Source organism: Myxococcales bacterium (assembly GCA_016717005.1).
Lineage (GTDB): Bacteria > Myxococcota_A > Polyangia > Haliangiales > Haliangiaceae > UBA2376.
In genome coordinates, this window is the sequence record JADJUF010000049.1 from 358958 (window position 1) to 375778 (window position 16821).

Consider the following 16821-nt stretch of genomic DNA (forward strand, 5'->3'; position numbering starts at 1 on the left):
TCCTCGCGCGCGATGCGCGCCTGGCGAGTCCACGAGTACGGTGCCCACCGCGACGTCCTGCGCCTCGAGGACGCGCCCGATCCGGTCGCGCCCGCCGACGGCGTCGTGATCGACGTCGCCGCCGCCGGCCTGAACTTCCCCGACCTGCTCGCGATCGCCGGGCAGTACCAGGTCCGCGCGCCGCGGCCGTTCTCGCCCGGGTTCGAGGCCGCCGGCGTCGTGCGCGCGGTCGGCGCCGCCAGCCGCCTCCGCGTCGGCGACCGGGTCGTGGCGTCGGCGTCGTGGGGCGCGTTCGCCGAGCAGCTCGCGGTGCGCGACGCCGCGGTGCTGCCGTGGCCGACCGGGCTGTCCGCGGCCGAGGCCGCGAGCTTCCTGGTCACGTACCAGACCGGCCACCTCGCGCTGACCCGCCGCGCGCACCTGGCCGCCGGCGAGACGCTGCTGGTGCTGGGCGCCGCCGGCGGCACCGGCCTCGCGGCGATCCAGCTCGGCAAGGCGCTGGGCGCGCGGGTGCTCGCGGTCGCCGGCGGCGCCGACAAGGTCGCGGCCTGCGCCGCCGCCGGCGCCGACGTCGCGATCGATCACCGCGCCGGCGACTTCGTGGCCGCGGCCCTGGCCGCCACCGACGGCAAGGGCGTCGACGTGATCTACGACCCCGTCGGCGGCGACACGACCGAGCGCGCGATGAAGGCCCTGGCGTGGGAGGGCCGGCTGCTCGTGATCGGGTTCGCGTCGGGCGCGATCCCGGCGATCAAGCTCAACCGGGTGCTGCTCAAGAACACGTCGATCGTCGGGCTGTACTGGGGCGCCTACTTCGAGCGCGATCGCGCGCTGATCGAGGCGACCCACGCCGACCTGTGCGCCCGGGTCGAGCGCGGCGAGCTGCGCCCGGTGGTGCGGACCCTGGCGATGACCGAGCTGCCCGACGGCCTCGACGCGCTCGCGGCCCGCACCAGCGTCGGCAACCTCGCGCTCGCGGTGCGCTGACACCCGCCGCGGCCGCGACGTTGCGCCGCGGCGGCCGCTCGCTTAGGTTCGCGCGATGTCGCGCTCGCTCCGCACCCGCTTCGCCGCCCCGCTGGTCGTGACCCTGGCGGTCGCGCCCGCGTGCGTGGTCCACAGCGCCTCGGCGCCGCCGCCCGCCGGCCCCGCCACCGCCGGCCCCACGACCGCGGACGCGACCGCGGCGCCGCCGACCGGCCCGGCCCCGGTCGAGGTCCCGCGCGAGCCCGCGGTCACCGATCAGGTGCGGCCGCCGCCGCCCACCACGACCGCCACCACGCTGCACACCTGGACGGTGTTCCGCAACCGCACCGATCAGCAGTGCTACGCGTCGATCGACGTGACCTGCTCGCCCAAGGCGACCTGCAACCCGCCGCCGCCGCGGCCGATGGAGTCGTGCCCGACCGGCATGACCGACCAGTTGGTCAAGATCCGCGAGCAGCCCGGCGGCACCTGCCTGCTCGAGTCCTCGCCCCCGGCGTGCGCCCCCAACGCGCCGTGCAACCCGCCGCGGCCGCAGCCGGTCGACTGCCCGTCGTGACCGTGGGCGTGGCCCCCGTCGCGACCCCGCCGGCCTCGGACCGCGTCCGCGCCGAGTGGCGCAACCGCATCGCGGCCGAGTACGGCTCGGCCGCGATCACCCAGCACTTCGTCCTGTGGCTGATCCAGATCGGCGCCAGCCCCGACCTGATCGAGCTGGGGCTGGCGATCGTCGCCGACGAGCTGGCCCACTCGCAGCGCTCGGCCGAGGTCTACGTCGCGGCCGGCGGCGCCGCGCCGCCTGCGCTCGACCGCGCGACGCTGGCGCTGCCCCGGCGCGCGGACCGGCCGCTCGAGGACGACGTGATCACCGCCGCGCTGCAGGTGTTCTGCCTCAACGAGACCGTCGCCGTGCCGCTGTTCGCGCACCTGCGGGCCGCGGCCACGGTGCCGGTGGCGCGCGCCGCGCTCGATCGGATCCTGCAGGACGAGGTCCGCCACCGCGACTTCGGCTGGGCCTGCCTCGACTGGGTGCTGACGACGCCCCTGGCCGCCGCGCTGCCGGGCCTCGCCGCCGCCGAGCTGCCGCGGCTGTTCGCCGCGCTGACCGCCAGCTACGGCGGCGCGCTCGACGCGCCCAGCGCCGTGACCGATGACGATCGCGCCTGGGGCCTGGCCCCGGCGCGGGACTACGCCCGGATCCTGACCGCGACCTGGGCCCGCGACTACGCGCCCAGGTTCGAGGCCCGCGGCATCGCCGCCGCCGCCGCCTGTGCCGCGCGAGATCCCTCGATCGCGGCGGCGATCGATTGATCGATCGCGGCGCCCGCATATGATGCGCGGCGAAAGGCGAGTCGCATGAAGATCCTCCTCACCGGCGCGGGCGGCCAGATCGGCGCCGACCTCATCACCGCGCTCGGAGCTCAGGGCCACCGGATCGTCGCCACCGATCTCAAGCCCCGGGCCGCGACCGCCGAGGTCGACTGGCGCGCGCTCGACGTCGTCGACGCCGCCGCGGTCGATCGAGTGATCGCCGAGGAGGCGCCCGAGTGCGTCTACCACCTCGCCGCGATCCTGTCGGCCACCGGCGAGAAGAACCCGGCGCTGGCCTACGCGGTCAACCAGACCGGCACCTGGAACGTGCTCGAGGCCTGCCGGGCCCGCGGCGTGCGCCAGCTCATGTTCTGCTCGTCGATCGCGGTCTACGGCCCGGGCCTGCCCGACCCGACGCCCGACGACGTCGGCCTGCGCCCGACGACGATGTACGGGGTGACCAAGGCCGCGGGCGAGATGCTGTGCGAGTACTACCGCAGCCGCTACGACCTCGACTGCCGCGGCGTGCGCTTCCCGGGCCTGATCAGCGCCAGCCTGCCCGGCGGCGGCTCGACCGACTACGCGCTGTTCATGTACGTCGACGGCGTCCGGGTCGGCAGCTACCAGGCGTTCGCGCGGCCCGACACCCGGGTGCCGCTGATGTACATGCCCGACGGCGTGCGCGGCCTGCTCGAGCTGGCCGCGGCCCCGCGCCAGCGCCTGACCCGCGCGGTCTACAACATCGCCGGGTTCTCGCCCCGGGCCGACGAGATCGCCGCGTCGGTCGCGCGCGCCGTCCCGGGCGTGACGATCACCTACCAGCCCGATCCGCTGCGCCAGGGCATCCTCGACTCGTGGCCGCGCGCGCTCGATGACGCCTGCGCCCGCCGCGACTGGGGCTGGGCCCCGCGCTACCAGCTCGACGCGATGACCGAGGATCTGGTGCCGAAGATCCGCGCGCTGCTGTCGGGCGGCGCCCAGCTCGCGCATTGACCGCGGTCGTTGGTGTACGTTCCGACTCAGGCGCATGGCTGCGCCACCCTGAGTCATGAGTCCCATCCGCTCGCCCGCGTTTCTGGCCGATCTAGTTCGCGAGCTCTGCCGCCTGCCGACCGAGACCGAGTCGGTCGAGTTCAAGCGGAACAACGACGACCCGCAGGAGCTCGGCGAGTACATCTCGGCGCTCGCCAACGCGGCGGCGCTGGTCGGCAAGTCGAGCGCCTACCTGCTGTGGGGCGTCGACGACAAGACCCACGACATCGTCGGCACCACCGTCGCACCCAAGCAGCAGAAGAAGGGCGCCCAGGAGCTTGAGAGCTGGCTCCTCCAGCAGCTGACGCCGAAGATCGAGTTCGGCTTCTACGAAGTCGACGTCGATGGCAAGCGGGTCGTCGTGCTGGAGATCGAACGTGCGACCCGTCAGCCGGTGCAGTTCCACGGCGTCGAGTACATCCGGGTCGGCTCGTACAAGCAGCCGTTGAAGAACTATCCGGAGAAGGAACGGGCGCTCTGGAGGATCTTCGACCAGACTCCATTCGAAGTCGGTGTCGCAACGGAGCACGTGACCGAGGAGGAGGTCGTGCACCTCCTGGACTATCCGGCGTACTTCGATCTGCTGGCGCGGCCACTGCCTACCGATCGGAGCAAGATCATCGAGGCCCTCGCGGGTGACCGGCTCATCCGTCGGAGCGATGCCGGCGGATGGGACATCACGAACCTCGGGGCGATGTTGTTCGCGAAGCAGCTGGCCTGGTTCCACAAGCTCGAGCGCAAGGCGATCCGGGTCATCGTCTACCGGGGAACTGAAAAGACGAGCACGGAGCGTGAGCAGGGTGGGTCGAGGGGCTACGCCAGTGGCTTCGAGGGACTCATTACCTACATCAACGGGCTGATCCCATCGAACGAGGTGGTCGAGCAGGCGCTTCGCAAAACCGTCCCGATGTACCCGCCGATCGCGGTCCGTGAGCTCGTGGCGAACGCGCTCATCCACCAGGACTTCTTCGTCAGCGGCGCCGGACCGACCGTCGAGATCTTCGCGGACCGGATGGAGATCACGAACCCCGGCGTACCGCTCGTCAAGGCCGACCGGTTTCTCGACCAACCTCCGCGATCTCGCAACGAGGACCTCGCGTCATTGATGCGCCGGATGGGCATCTGCGAAGAGCGAGGCAGCGGCGTCGACAAGGTCGTGTTCCAGACCGAGTACTTCCAGCTGCCGGCGCCGTTGTTCGAGGTCCGCGGTGAGGCGACCGTCGCCATCCTCTACGCCCATCGACCGTTGGACAAGATGAGTCGCGACGACCGCGTTCGTGCCTGCTACTTGCATGCGTGCCTGAAGTACGTCAGCAACGAACAGGTCACCAACGCGTCCATCCGAAAGCGCTTCGGGATCGACGAAAAGAACAGCGCGAGCGCTTCCCGGCTCATCAAGGAGGCGGTCGAGGCTGGGGTTATCGTCGCGGTGGACCCGGCCGCCGGGCGGAAGTTCATGCGGTATGTGCCGAGCTGGGCGGTGGCCAGTTAGCTATTTGATCGACTGGCGCGCGCGCCGCGGCATTTTGCGATTTTTCCAAGCAATTACAATAACATGACCTATTTGATGGACATTTGATAGCGCGGCCGATCTCGCCGCGCCGCGCAGGCCGCGGCGTATAACCGCGGCCATGTACACCGACGCCAAGGACGTCTTCGCGCGCACGCTGGCCGAGATCCGCGACGCCGGGCTGTGGAAGCACGAGCGCATCATCGCCTCGCCCCAGGCCGCGCACATCACCGCCGGCGGCCGCGAGGTCGTGAACTTCTGCGCCAACAACTACCTGGGCCTGTCGAGCCACCCGCGGGTGATCGCCGCGGCCCGGGCCGCCCTCGACGACCGCGGCTACGGCCTGTCGAGCGTGCGCTTCATCTGCGGCACCCAGGATCGCCACAAGGACCTCGAGGCCGCGATCTCGAGCTTCCTCGGCACCGAGGACACGATCCTGTACGGCTCGTGCTTCGACGCCAACGGCGGGCTGTTCGAGACGCTCCTGGGTGAGGACGACGCGATCATCTCCGACGCGCTCAACCACGCGTCGATCATCGACGGCGTGCGCCTGTGCAAGGCCGAGCGCCACCGCTACGAGCACGACGACCTGGTCGATCTCGAGGCCAAGCTGGTCGCGACCGCCGGCAAGCGCCTGCGCATGATCGCGACCGACGGCGTGTTCTCGATGGACGGCGACATCGCCCGGCTCGACGCGATCTGCGACCTGGCCGAGCGCCACCGGGCGCTGGTCATGGTCGACGACAGCCACGCCACCGGCTTCGTCGGCCGGACCGGCCGCGGCACCGCCGAGCACCGCGGCTGCATGGATCGCGTCGACGTCTACACCTCGACCCTGGGCAAGGCCCTGGGCGGCGCCTCGGGCGGCTTCACCAGCGGCAAGCGCGAGATCGTCGACCTGCTGCGCAACCGCAGCCGGCCGTACCTGTTCTCGAACACGCTGGCGCCGCCGATCGTCGCCGGCAGCCTGGCGGCGCTGGCGCTCCTGACCGAGTCGACCGAGCTGCGCGACAAGCTCGAGCGCAACACCGCGCGGTTCCGCGCCGGCATGACCGCGGCCGGCCTCGCGATCCGCCCCGGCACCCACCCGATCACGCCGGTCATGCTCGGCGACGCCAAGCTCGCCAACGCGATGGCGGCGCGCCTGCTCGAGCTCGGCATCTACGTCATCGGCTTCTCGTTCCCGGTCGTGCCCAAGGGCGCGGCCCGGATCCGGGTGCAGATCTCGGCGGCGCACTCCGACGACGACATCGATCGCGCGATCAGCGCGTTCGCGCAGGTCGGCCGCGAGCTGGGCGTCGTCGCCGGCTGAGGCGGGGCGGCGCGGGCGCTCAGGTCAGCGTCAGAACTGGCCGCCGAGGCGCAGCAGCGTCGGCGCCGGGGCCCCGTCGTCGGTGTACGCCAGCAGCGCGGGATCGACGACCTGCGCGATCAGGCCGCCCACGGCCAGGCCGACGACCAGCGACCCGACGCAGCGCAGGAGGCCGCTGTCGTCGACGCAGACGCGGTGACCGATCACGCCGCCCACCGCCGGCAGCGCCAGCCGCAGGCCCAGGCTGCCGCCGGCCCGGTTCCACTCGCCCTGGGTGGCGTGGATGATCGGCCCGCCCAGCACGTACCCGGCCAGGCCGGCGTACGCCGCCAGCTCGCTGTCGCCGAACAGGCCCACGAGCAGGAGCGCGTCGCTGGTGCCGTCGATCGCGACGATCCGTTCGCCGTACCAGCGCGGCTCGGCGGTCGCGGCCGGCGCCGCCGCCACGAGGCCCGCCGCGCACCCGATCGCGATCAGCCGCCCGCGCATCTCGAGATCGTAGCGCCGCTGGGTCGTGCTAGTACACGACGGTGACCGCCGATCAGATCGCCGCCAAGATCCGCACCGCGCTACCTGACGCCGAGGTGCGCCTGGAAGATCTCACCGGCACCTCGGATCACTGGAAGGTCCAGGTCGTGTCGACGGCATTCTCCGGCAAGCCGCTGGTGCAGCGCCACCGCCTGATGAACGCCGCGCTGGCCGAGGAGCTGCGCGGCCCGATCCATGCGCTGACGATGGACCTGCTCGCGCCCGACGAGATGCGCTGACCCGCGTCACCGGCCGACGGTGATCGGGGCCGTGCGCCGAGGGTGTGCGACGAGGTTGTGGGACCCTGTAGGCGTGAGACCGCGTCACAGATCCGCGGGAGCTTTTTGCGGATTTTCATCGCGCAATCGCGACGACTGCGTGCCACCATCACGGCGCGACCAACCGCGTCATGACGCAACCGCTCGACCCCTCGGCACCGCTCACCCAGGAGCAGTTCGGCCCGTACGTCGTCTACGAACGACTCGGGGTAGGAGGGATGGCGACCGTCCACCGCGCCAAGCAGCGCGGCATCGAAGGGATCGAGCGCGTCGTCGCGCTCAAGCGGCTGCTGCCGCACCTGGCCGAGGACGCCACCTTCATCAAGTCGTTCGTGCGCGAGGCCAAGCTGGCGCTGATGCTCCAGCACGCCAACGTCGTCCAGCTGTTCGAGCTGGGCAAGGTCGGCGGCGTCTACTTCATCGCGATGGAGTACATCGACGGCCGCGACGTCCGCCGGATCCTGCGCCAGTCGCGCAAGGTCTCGGGGCCGCCGACGATCAACGTCACGCTGTCGCTCTTGATCCAGGCGTGCGAGGCGCTCGAGTACGCCCACACCAAGTGCGACGACGACGGCGAGCCGCTCGGGCTGGTCCACCGCGACGTGTCGCCGTCGAACCTGATGGTGACGCGCTCCGGCCACCTCAAGGTCATCGACTTCGGGATCGCCAAGGCCCAGTCGGCGCAGCTCCGCACCCAGACCGGTCGGGTCAAGGGCAAGCTCGCGTACATGGCGCCCGAGGCGATCGCGGGCAAGGAGCTCGACGCCCGCTCCGACCTGTTCTCGATGGGCGTCATCGCCCACGAGCTCCTGACCGCGCGACCGCTGTTCGCGTCGAAGAACGAGTACCAGACGCTGCTCAACGTGCAGCGCTCGGACGTGCTGCCGCCGTCGGCGTTCAACCAGGCGGTGCCGCCCGAGCTCGACGCGATCGTGCTGCGGGCGCTGGCCCGGGATCCCGATCACCGCTACTCGTCGGCGGCCGAGCTGCGCGACGACCTGCACGCGGTCCGCATCCGCTACCAGCTCTCGGCGACCAACCGCGAGGTCCAGGCCTGGTCCGACTGGGCGTTCGCGCTCGAGGCGCCCGAGGGCAACTTCAGCGGCGCGGCGGTCAGCGACTCGCTCGGCGGCGTGTCGCGCTCGCCGGCGTTGCGCACGCCCCCGCCGATGGCGATCCGGGCGGCGTCGCAGAGCGGCCACCCGCCGATGGTGGCCCGCGCGCGCACCGACGGCGGCCGCCCCAACCCCAACGAGGAGGAGGAGGCCGCGGACGTCGCCTGGGGCGGCGGCCAGGAGCACGACTCCAACCAGCCGGTCGCGCTCGACGACGTGCCCGACTACTCGCACGCGGGCGCGATGGGCGCCGGCATGGTCGCGGCCGAGGCCGATCCCGCCGACTCGGCGACCTTGATCGGCATGATGGCGCCGCAGGCCCAGGCCCGGCCCGCGACGTTCCCGCACGGCTCGAGCTCCGACGCGGTGCCCGCGCGCCGACCGACGTCGACCGGCGCCCCGGTCGCGGTGCCGCTCGACGCGAGCGACGCGACCGCGCCCAACCCGCGCTCGTCGAGCCCCGCGTTCGGCGCGGCGATCGTCGAGCAGCGCGCCGGCTCCGGCGTCAAGGTCGTGGTCGGCCTGCTGGCGGTGGCGGCGATCGCGGCCGGCGCGTACTTCGCGTTCGTCCGCCCCAGCGCCAAGGCGCCGGCCACGCCGACCGGCCCCGAGGTCACGGCGGTGCCGACCGGCACGCTCAAGTTCATCGTCGAGCCCGGCGACGCGCAGATCAAGATCGCCGGCCTCGAGCAGCACGCCGGCGCGCCCTGGACGATCCAGCTCGAGCCCGGCGTCGTCCAGGTGAAGATCAGCCGCGACGGGTTCGTGTCGTGGGAGACCTCGATCGAGCTGTCGTCGAGCGAGACCCAGACCATCCGCGCGGTGCTGGCGCCGGCGCCGGCCGGGCCCGAGGCCGACATGGCGATGCTGGTGCTCGACTCCGAGCCCCAGGGCCTGACCGTGCTGCTCGACGGCAAGGAGCTGCCCGACAAGACGCCGATCAAGATGGCGGTGTCGCCGGGCAACCACTCGGTCGCGCTGCGCCAGGCCGGCGAGGTCCTCTGGCGGCAGCGGTTCGAGGCCGAGGCCCGCACGCAGTACGAGTTCTCGCCGTCGATGAGCGAGGTCAAGCGCCGCGAGCGCGGTGAGCGCGAGGCGCGCGAGCTGGCCCAGGCCCAGATCCGCGAGGCCCGGCCGGTGCCGCCGCCCCGGCCCGAGGCGCCGACGCTCGGCGTCGCGGTGCCGCCGCCGCCCCCGACGACGACGCCGCCCGTCACGGGCGCCGCGAAGCCCCCGACCACCGGCTCGGCCAGCGCCGCCCTGGTCACGCCACCACCGCCGGGCCCTGGCACCGCCGCGGTCGTCAAGGCGCCGGACATCGACGCCGGCGCGCGCGCGGTCGTCGCGCCCCCGGTGGCCGTGCCCGCGCCGCGCACCGGGCCGCCGAAGCTCGTGCCCCCCAACGCGGTCAAGCGCACGAGCGGCGACCTGCCGCGCATCACCACGATCACCCGCCCCGGCCAGGAGTCGACCGTGCCGAAGTCGGTGAGCGCCAAGATCTGCGTCGACGCGGGCGGCTCGGTCACGTCGGTCTCGGTCATCAAGCTGACCGGCGAGGTGGCCGACAAGCTGTCCTCGGCGATCAAGACCTGGCGGTTCACCTCCTACAAGGACGCGGGCCACGCGGTCCCGGTCTGCTTCGTCAACACGTTCGCCTTGTCGAAGTGATCGGCGGCGTGGCGCGGCGACCAGCTGCGTCGAGCGCCCGCCGCGCCGCGCCGGCCCGGGGTAGAGTCCCGGCCATGAGACTCGTGTTCGTGCTCACGCTCGCATCGCTCCTGGCCTGCACCAAGGCGGAGCCCAAGGCCAAGGCCAAGCCCCAGCCCGCGCCCGTCACCGCCGGCACGATCGCCGCCGACGGCTCGCGCGCGATCCCGATCACCGTCAAGAAGGCCGGCTACGAACCCGACAGCATCCAGGCCAAGCCCAACGAGAAGCTGACGCTGGTCTTCACCCGGGTCGAGGACACCCAGTGCGGCGCCCAGGTCAAGGTCGCCGGCGGCGCGGTCCACGACCTGCCGATGAACCAGCCGGTCGAGATCGCCGTGACCGCGCCGGCCAGCGGCGAGGTCCAGTTCGCGTGCGGCATGGACATGATGTCCGGCCTGATCGTCGTCGGGTCCTGACAGCGCGCTCGCGAGCAGCGCGCGGCGTCGGCGCCTGACCGCGCGTTCACGCCACCAGCGCGCGGCGTCGGGCGCTGACCGCGCGCACGCCACCCGCGCGGCGGGGGCGGCGGGCCGCGCGCCCCCCCGCGGGGCGCGGGGGGGGGCCGGCGCCGCGCCCGCCCGCGGGGGGCGCGGGGCCGGGGCCGGGGGGCGCGGGGGGGGGGGGGGGGGGGGGGGGGGGGGCGGGGGGGGGGGGGGGGGGGGGGGGGGGGGGGGGGGGGGGTTTTCCTTTTTGGGGGGGGGGCGGCCCCGGGGGGGGGGGGGGGGGGGGGGGGGGGGCGCCCGGGGGGGGGGGGGGGGGGGGGGGGGCCCCCCCGCCTGACCGCGCGTTCACGCCACCAGCGCGCGGCGTCGGATCCTGACCGCGCGCGCACGCCACCCGCGCGGCGTCGGCGCCTGACCGCGCGCCGCGCCGCGCTCACGCGAACAGCGCGCGCTCGAGCACCGCGCTCAGCGCGGCCTTGGCCGCGGGCGCCGCGACCGACGGCGGCCCGTGCAGCCCGGCCAGCGCCGCGGCGCACTCGACCGCCGCGATGTAGAGCACCCACGCGGTCGCGGCCGGATCCGGCACCCGCGCCCGCGGCGTGATCGCGGCGATCAGCTCGGTCAGCCGCCCGCACGACAGCTCGTCGAACGCCCGGCGCTGGCGCGCCACCTCGGGATCGCGCAGCGCCATCTCGACGAACACCCGCTGCATCGCCGGGAACTGGGCGACGTGATCGCACAGCACGTCGATGGCCGCGGCGATCGTGGCGGCGCGGGCCTTGCCGGTGAAGCGCTCCGGGGTGAGGCGCTCGAGGATCCGCTCGTAGCCCGCGGCGAGGTGACGGCGCGACACCTCGATGAACACCTGCCGCTTGTCGTCGAAGTAGCGGTAGAAGGTGCCGACCGAGACCCGGGCGCGCCGCGCGATGTCGGGGGTGCCGGTGGCGTCGTAGCCGTCGGACACGAACGCCTCGGACGCGGCGTCGATGAGCGCCTCGTAGGTGCGCCGCGCCCGCTCCTGCGTGAAGTGCGGCGCGCGCGGATCCGCCAGCACCGCGGCGGCGGCGCCGGTGGCAGGACGCGACGCGGCGCGGACCATGGCCCCAGTTTCACCTTGACGGCGCGCCGCGCCAAGCCCAAACTGAAATTAGTTTCACATTTGGAGGAACCATGGCCGCGCCCGCGTCGACGCCGGAGAGTGTGACGGGTCCATCGCTCGAGACGCTCGAGACGATCCTGGACGTGACGTACACCTGGGGCTACCAGGACACGCGCGCCAAGCTGCGCGAGCTCTACGACAAGGCGACGCGCGCCCAGTGGCAGTCGGACGTCGTGCTGCCGTGGCACATCACGCCCGACCTCGAGCAGCCGATGGGCCCCGAGGAGCTGATGCCGCTGTACGGCTCCGACATCTGGCGCCGGCTGAGCGAGCGCGAGAAGACCGCGATCAACATCGAGACCTCGGCGTGGACGCTGTCGCAGTTCCTCCACGGCGAGCAGGGCGCCCTCCTGGCCGCGGCCCAGCTGGTCGACTCGGTCCAGGACCTCGACTCGAAGCTCTACGGCGCGACCCAGGTCGTCGACGAGGCCCGCCACGTCGACGTCTACAACCGCTACCTGCACGAGAAGGTCGGGTTCGCGTACCCGGTCAACCCGCACCTGAAGACCCTGCTCGACATGATCCTCAAGGACAGCCGCTGGGACATGAAGTTCCTCGGCATGCAGATCATGGTCGAGGGCCTCGCGCTGGCGGCGTTCGGGATGATCCGCATGAACACGCCCGATCCGCTGCTGCGCGAGCTCACCGCCTACGTCATGGGCGACGAGGCCCGCCACGTCGCGTTCGGCGTGCTGTCGCTGCGCGACTACTACCGCGACCAGCCCGAGGCGATGAAGCGCGAGCGCGAGGACTTCGTCTACGAGGCCGCGCGGCTGATGCGCGATCGCTTCCTGTTCCAGGAGGTCTGGGACAAGGTCGGGCTGCCGACCCAGGAGTGCATGGACATCGCCCTCAACAACCAGGGCCAGGTCATGTTCCGGCAGCTCCTGTTCGCGAAGATCGTCCCGGCGATCAAGAAGATGGATCTGCTCTCGGACCGCCAGCGCGCGCGCTTCGCCGAGCTCGGCATCCTGCAGTTCGAGAACGCGCCCGACCCGTTCGCCGAGCTCGAGCGCGAGGAGCAGGCCGCGGCCCGCCGCGCGACGGCGTGATCGCGACGGCGTAGACTCGGGGCATGCGCACGCTCGCCCTGCTCGCCGTCGCCACCTTCGCCTGCAAGGCGTCCTCCCCGTCGACGCCGCCGCGGGCGACCACGATCGACGAGCGCCAGGCCTGCAGCGCCGACGCCGACTGCGCGGTGGTCGAGTTGACCTGCTGCGACGCCTGCAACGGCGGCACGGTGGCCGGCGTCCACCGCGACTTCGCCGCCGACGTCCACCGCGAGTACACGAGCGCCTGCGCCGGCGCGACGTGCACCGAGCGCGGCTGCGTCGACCAGCCCGCGCCAGCGTGCGATCGCGGCATGTGCGTGGTCCGCACCGGCGATCAGGTCGTGGCCGAGCCGCTGCCGGCGCGGTGAGGCGCGTGGTGGCGCGTCGCCGGTCGCCGGTCGCCTGTCGCCGGTCGCCTTTCACCGGTCGCCTTTCACCGGTCGCCTTTCACCGGTCGCCTTTCACCGGTCGCCTTTCGCCGGTCGCCTTTCACCGGTCGCCGCCTGACCGCGCGCGACCCTACTTGCCCAGGCCGTAGTCCTTCATCTTGTTGTAGATGCTGGCGCGGCTGATGCCGAGCAGGCGCGCGGCCCGGGCCGGCGAGCCCTCGGCCTCGGCCAGGGCCTCGGTCACCGCGGCCCGCTCGACCGCGCGGGCGGCGTCGTCGACGATGTCCTTGAGCGTGCGCCCCGGCGCCAGCGCGGCGCTGGCCCGGGTCGGCGCGGCGGCGGTCGGCGCCAGCCCGGCCAGGTCGAGGTCGCTGGCGCGGATCCGCTCGCCGTCGCACAGGATCGCCGCGCGCGACAACACGTTCTCGAGCTCGCGGATGTTGCCGGGCCAGGCGTAGCTCATCAGCCGCGCCAGCGCGTCCTGGGTCAGCGCGGTCGGGTACCGGGTCGCGCTCGACGAGGTCTTGGCGGCGCCGCGGCGGCGCGCCAGGATGTGGTTGGCCAGGAGCGGGATGTCCTCGCGCCGCTCGCGCAGCGGCGGCACCTGGATCGGCACCACCGCCAGGCGCCAGTACAGGTCCTCGCGGAAGTCGCCGCGCGCCACCAGCGCCCGCAGGTCCTTGTTGGTCGCGGCGACCACGCGCACGTCGATCGAGACGAAGTGATCGCCGCCGACCGGCTTGATCTCGCGCTCCTGGAGCACGCGCAGCAGCTTGTTCTGCACGCTCGGCGCGATGTCGCCGATCTCGTCGAGGAAGATCGTGCCCAGGTGGGCCTCGCGGAACAGGCCGCGCCGGGCCCGGCCGGCGCCGGTGAACGCGCCCTTCTCGTGGCCGAACAGCTCGGCCTCGAGCAGCGACGGCGTCAGCGCCGAGCAGTCGAACGCGACGAACGGCTGCCTGGCGCGCGGGCCGATCCGGTGGAGCGAGCGGGCCAGGAGCTCCTTGCCGGTGCCGCTCTCGCCCAGGATCAGCACGGTCGCGTCGGCGCTCGCGACCTTCTCGACCAGCCCGAGCAGCGCCCGCATCGGCGCCGACTCGCCGACGATCTCGCCCAGGCCGCGGGCGCGATCGACCTCGCTGCGCAGGCGCGCGACCTCGCGCGCGAGCGAGCCGTGGGCCACGGCCCGGGCCACCGCCGCGCGCAGCTCGTGGGCGCGCGCGCTCTTGGGCACGACGTCGACCGCGCCGTCGCGCATCGCCGCGACCGTGGCCGCCACCGTCGGCGCCGCCGCCAGCGCGATCACCGGCACGTCGGGCGCGGCCGCGTGCAGCCGATCGATCGGCGCGCGCCCGTCGAGATCGAGCTCGACCAGCGCCACGTCGTACGGCACCGCGTGCAGGTCGGCCAGCGCCGCCTCGAGGTCGGCCGCGGCCGCGACCTGGTAGTCGTCGCCGAGCTGCAGCGCGACCAGCCGCGGGATGTGCGGCTCGGCGTCGATCACCAGCACCCGCCCGCGCAACGTCGTCACGGCCCGCCGCCCAGCGCCGGCAGGCGCACGGTCGCGGTGGTGCCGGCGCCCGGGGTCGACGCGAACGCCAACGAGCCGCCGTGATCCTCGACGATCCGGCGGCAGATGCCGACGCCCAGGCCCGAGCCGCGGTCGCCGCGGGTGGTGAAGAACGGCTCGCCCAGGCGCGCGACCACCTCGGGCGCCATGCCGACGCCGTCGTCGCGCACGGTGATCGCGGCGGCGCCGTCGACGGTCGTCGCCACGACCACCTCGATCGCGGCCCCGATCGCGCTGGCCAGCGCGGCGTTGTGGACCAGGTTGATGACCACCTGCGCCAGCTTGCCCCGGTGCGCGAGGATCAGCGGGTGATCGCCGACCGTGCGCACGATCTGGCGGCGGCGGACGTCGGGATCGTGGCGCAGGAGCGCGAGCGCGTCGTCGACGATCGCGACCGCGTCGACCGGCTCGCGCGCGGGCGCGTGATCGTGGCCGGCGGTGAAGTCGCGGATCGCGTCGACCATCGCCAGCAGGCGCCGCTGGGCGCCGACGATGACGTCGGCCAGCTCGGCCAGCTCGGGATCGCTCGCGACCCGGGCCTTGAGCGCCTCGGCGTAGCCGACCAGCGCGAGCTGCTGGCCCAGCTCGTGGGCGATCCCGGTCACGACCCGCCCGACCGCGGCCAGCTGCTCGGCCACGACCAGGCGCTCGGTGGCCGTGGCCAGCTCGGTCGAGGTCGAGGCGAGCGCCGCGGTCGCGCGCTCGGCCTGGCCCCGGGTCGAGGCCAGCGCGTCGTCGCGGGCGTCGAGCTGGCGGGTCAGCTCATCGACCGTGCGCGCCAGCGCGGCCCGCTCGAGCGCCGCCACCAGCCGCGGCAAGAGCGCCGCCGCCGCCACCGGCCGGGTCACGACCGCCAGCGCGCCGACCACCCCGGCCGCGGCGTCGACCGCGTCGGCGTCATCGCTCGCGCACACCACCAGCACCGGGCGGTGCGGATCGCGATCGCGCGCGGCCGCGACCGTCGCCGCCAGCGGTCGCCCGCCGAAATGGGCGCCGACGATCACCGCGGCGCTGCCGTCGATCGCCGCGGCCTGGCCAGCGAGCGCGGTCGCCAGCACCGGCTCGAACTGCAGCAGCTCGGCGATGATGTCCGCGGTGTGGCGACCGATCAGCGGGTCGTCTTCGAGGATCGCGATCCGTGTCATCGAGGTGTCCAGCCGGTGACGAACAAGGCGTCCAAAGGCGTGGACAGTGTATATCGCGATGGACGGAGAACGTCTCGGTTTGCGCCGTAACCATATGAAATAGCGTGCCCACGACGCTGGAACGGACCTTGCGGACTCCCCTCGGCGAACCCCTGGAGGCCCGCCATGAACGACCGCCCGCTGGACACGCCCCGACTCGATGCCGAGGCGCGCTCGTACGCCAAGGCCATCGCGCTCCGCTTCGTCAAGGACGACACGTCCGCCGCTGACGACATCGCCCAGGACGCGATGCTCCTCGCCCACCGGCACCTGAGCTCGTACCGCGGCGACGCCCGCTTCTCGACGTGGCTCTACCGCGTCACCACCACCGCCGCGCTCATGCACCTGCGCCGCCAGCGCCGCCGCGGCCGCGAGGTCCTGGCCACCGTCGACGACGGCACCACCGCGTGGATCGAGGCGCAGCCGAGCCGGGCGCCGTCGAGCGAGGCGCTCGCGGTGGCGCGCGAACAGTGCGCGCGGGCGCTGCGCGGGGTCGATCGCCTGGGCGCGCGCTACGGCGAGGTGTTCGAGCTGCGCTACGCGCTCGGCTGCACCGAGAGCGAGATCGCCCGCGCCACCGGGCTGTCGCTGGCCGCGGTCAAGACCCGCGCCCACCGCGCCAAGATCGCCGCCCGCCGAGCGTGTCCCGCCGATGACGCGGCCGTGTCCGCCGCCCCACGCCCGTCGACAACTGGCCGCGATCGTTCGTGACCGAGGGTGGCACGGCGGTCGCACTGGGCTGGTGCGTCCCCATGCTGGCCCTCCTGCTCCGCCTCGCCCTCGCGCTGCCCGCTCCCCCCGCCCCGGCGCCCGCCGTCGTCGGCGCCCACGCCATCCCCGGCGCGGTCGTGTTCGATCTCGACCGCGGCGAGCAATGGACCGTGGCCATCGACGATGACGGGCGCGCGCTGACCACCACGATCGACCGCGCCGACCGCGCCGGCCGCGCCGCCGGGCCGCTCGTCGCGTCGCCCCTGCCCGCCCGGATCGACCGCATCGACCTCACGGACGACGGCGCCGCCGTGATCGTCCACGGCGCCGGCCGCACCGTCGCGGTCGCGCTGACCCCTGCGTGAGCCTTCGCGGAGCCTCGCGGAGCCTCGCGGAGCCTCGCGGCGCCCTCGCGGCGCCTTCGCGGAGCCTCGCGGCGCCTCGCCACCCGCGCGCCTGACGCGGCGCCGGCGCATCGCCACCCGCGCGCCTGACGCGCCCGGGTTCGTGGGGTAGCGTGTGCCCGTGCGCGC

17 protein-coding genes are annotated in these 16821 nt (G+C 73.5%); 13 read left to right on the plus strand and 4 right to left on the minus strand.

Going from position 1 to position 16821, the window contains the following annotated elements:
- The first annotated feature begins 12 nt into the window (after nucleotides 1-12).
- The 6 genes from IPL61_40640 (at nucleotide 13) to kbl (ending at nucleotide 6149) form a co-directional block, all read left to right on the plus strand.
- Nucleotides 13-987 (plus strand): NADPH:quinone oxidoreductase family protein, encoded by a 975-nt coding sequence (locus IPL61_40640; protein ID MBK9037490.1) that lies wholly within the window; start codon nucleotides 13-15, stop codon nucleotides 985-987.
- 55 nt (nucleotides 988-1042) lie between these two features.
- Nucleotides 1043-1543, plus strand: a complete 501-nt coding sequence (locus tag IPL61_40645) for a hypothetical protein (protein MBK9037491.1) — start codon at nucleotides 1043-1045, stop codon at nucleotides 1541-1543.
- An 8-nt stretch (nucleotides 1544-1551) separates the two neighbouring features.
- On the plus strand, nucleotides 1552-2295 hold the full coding sequence (locus tag IPL61_40650) for a ferritin-like domain-containing protein (GenBank protein ID MBK9037492.1): 744 nt from the start codon (nucleotides 1552-1554) through the stop codon (nucleotides 2293-2295).
- A gap of 45 nt (nucleotides 2296-2340) precedes the next feature.
- The gene (locus IPL61_40655) at nucleotides 2341-3288 is read left to right on the plus strand and encodes an NAD-dependent epimerase/dehydratase family protein (GenBank protein ID MBK9037493.1); all 948 of its coding nucleotides are present in this window, start codon (nucleotides 2341-2343) and stop codon (nucleotides 3286-3288) included.
- 55 nt (nucleotides 3289-3343) lie between these two features.
- A complete protein-coding gene (locus tag IPL61_40660; protein ID MBK9037494.1) occupies nucleotides 3344-4819 on the plus strand; it encodes a putative DNA binding domain-containing protein in 1476 nt (491 codons plus the stop codon).
- A gap of 139 nt (nucleotides 4820-4958) precedes the next feature.
- Nucleotides 4959-6149, plus strand: coding sequence for a glycine C-acetyltransferase (gene kbl, locus IPL61_40665; protein ID MBK9037495.1), 1191 nt, complete (start codon nucleotides 4959-4961; stop codon nucleotides 6147-6149).
- Nucleotides 6150-6179: 30 nt separating this feature from the next.
- Here the strand turns inward: kbl and IPL61_40670 are convergent, their stop codons facing one another.
- A complete protein-coding gene (locus IPL61_40670; GenBank protein ID MBK9037496.1) occupies nucleotides 6180-6638 on the minus strand; it encodes a hypothetical protein in 459 nt (152 codons plus the stop codon).
- 41 nt (nucleotides 6639-6679) lie between these two features.
- Here IPL61_40670 and IPL61_40675 point away from each other — a divergent pair, with 41 nt between their 5' ends.
- The 3 genes from IPL61_40675 to IPL61_40685 all read left to right on the plus strand — a co-directional run bounded on the left by IPL61_40675 (nucleotide 6680) and on the right by IPL61_40685 (nucleotide 10196).
- A complete protein-coding gene (locus IPL61_40675) occupies nucleotides 6680-6916 on the plus strand; it encodes a BolA family transcriptional regulator (protein ID MBK9037497.1) in 237 nt (78 codons plus the stop codon).
- 170 nt (nucleotides 6917-7086) lie between these two features.
- The gene (locus tag IPL61_40680) at nucleotides 7087-9738 is read left to right on the plus strand and encodes a protein kinase (protein MBK9037498.1); all 2652 of its coding nucleotides are present in this window, start codon (nucleotides 7087-7089) and stop codon (nucleotides 9736-9738) included.
- A 74-nt stretch (nucleotides 9739-9812) separates the two neighbouring features.
- On the plus strand, nucleotides 9813-10196 hold the full coding sequence (locus IPL61_40685) for a cupredoxin domain-containing protein (GenBank protein MBK9037499.1): 384 nt from the start codon (nucleotides 9813-9815) through the stop codon (nucleotides 10194-10196).
- Between the two features lie 460 nt (nucleotides 10197-10656).
- Here IPL61_40685 and IPL61_40690 read toward each other — a convergent pair whose 3' ends face one another.
- Nucleotides 10657-11322, minus strand: a complete 666-nt coding sequence (locus IPL61_40690) for a TetR/AcrR family transcriptional regulator (protein MBK9037500.1) — start codon at nucleotides 11320-11322, stop codon at nucleotides 10657-10659.
- A 101-nt stretch (nucleotides 11323-11423) separates the two neighbouring features.
- On the opposite strand from IPL61_40690, the gene IPL61_40695 reads away from it, so the two are divergent.
- Together IPL61_40695 and IPL61_40700 are read left to right on the plus strand one after the other, a co-directional pair.
- Nucleotides 11424-12434 (plus strand): ferritin-like domain-containing protein, encoded by a 1011-nt coding sequence (locus tag IPL61_40695; GenBank protein ID MBK9037501.1) that lies wholly within the window; start codon nucleotides 11424-11426, stop codon nucleotides 12432-12434.
- Between the two features lie 23 nt (nucleotides 12435-12457).
- Nucleotides 12458-12802, plus strand: coding sequence for a hypothetical protein (locus tag IPL61_40700; protein MBK9037502.1), 345 nt, complete (start codon nucleotides 12458-12460; stop codon nucleotides 12800-12802).
- A 151-nt stretch (nucleotides 12803-12953) separates the two neighbouring features.
- Here the strand turns inward: IPL61_40700 and IPL61_40705 are convergent, their stop codons facing one another.
- Entirely contained in the window at nucleotides 12954-14354 is a 1401-nt protein-coding gene (locus IPL61_40705; protein MBK9037503.1) for a sigma-54-dependent Fis family transcriptional regulator, read from the minus strand.
- Nucleotides 14351-15538 (minus strand): HAMP domain-containing histidine kinase, encoded by a 1188-nt coding sequence (locus IPL61_40710; GenBank protein MBK9037504.1) that lies wholly within the window; start codon nucleotides 15536-15538, stop codon nucleotides 14351-14353. Before IPL61_40710 ends, IPL61_40705 begins: the two co-directional genes overlap by 4 nt.
- 165 nt (nucleotides 15539-15703) lie before the next feature.
- On the opposite strand from IPL61_40710, the gene IPL61_40715 reads away from it, so the two are divergent.
- Nucleotides 15704-16288, plus strand: a complete 585-nt coding sequence (locus IPL61_40715; protein MBK9037505.1) for a sigma-70 family RNA polymerase sigma factor — start codon at nucleotides 15704-15706, stop codon at nucleotides 16286-16288.
- 41 nt (nucleotides 16289-16329) lie between these two features.
- On the plus strand, nucleotides 16330-16653 hold the full coding sequence (locus tag IPL61_40720; protein ID MBK9037506.1) for a hypothetical protein: 324 nt from the start codon (nucleotides 16330-16332) through the stop codon (nucleotides 16651-16653).
- The last annotated feature ends 168 nt before the right edge of the window (nucleotides 16654-16821 follow it).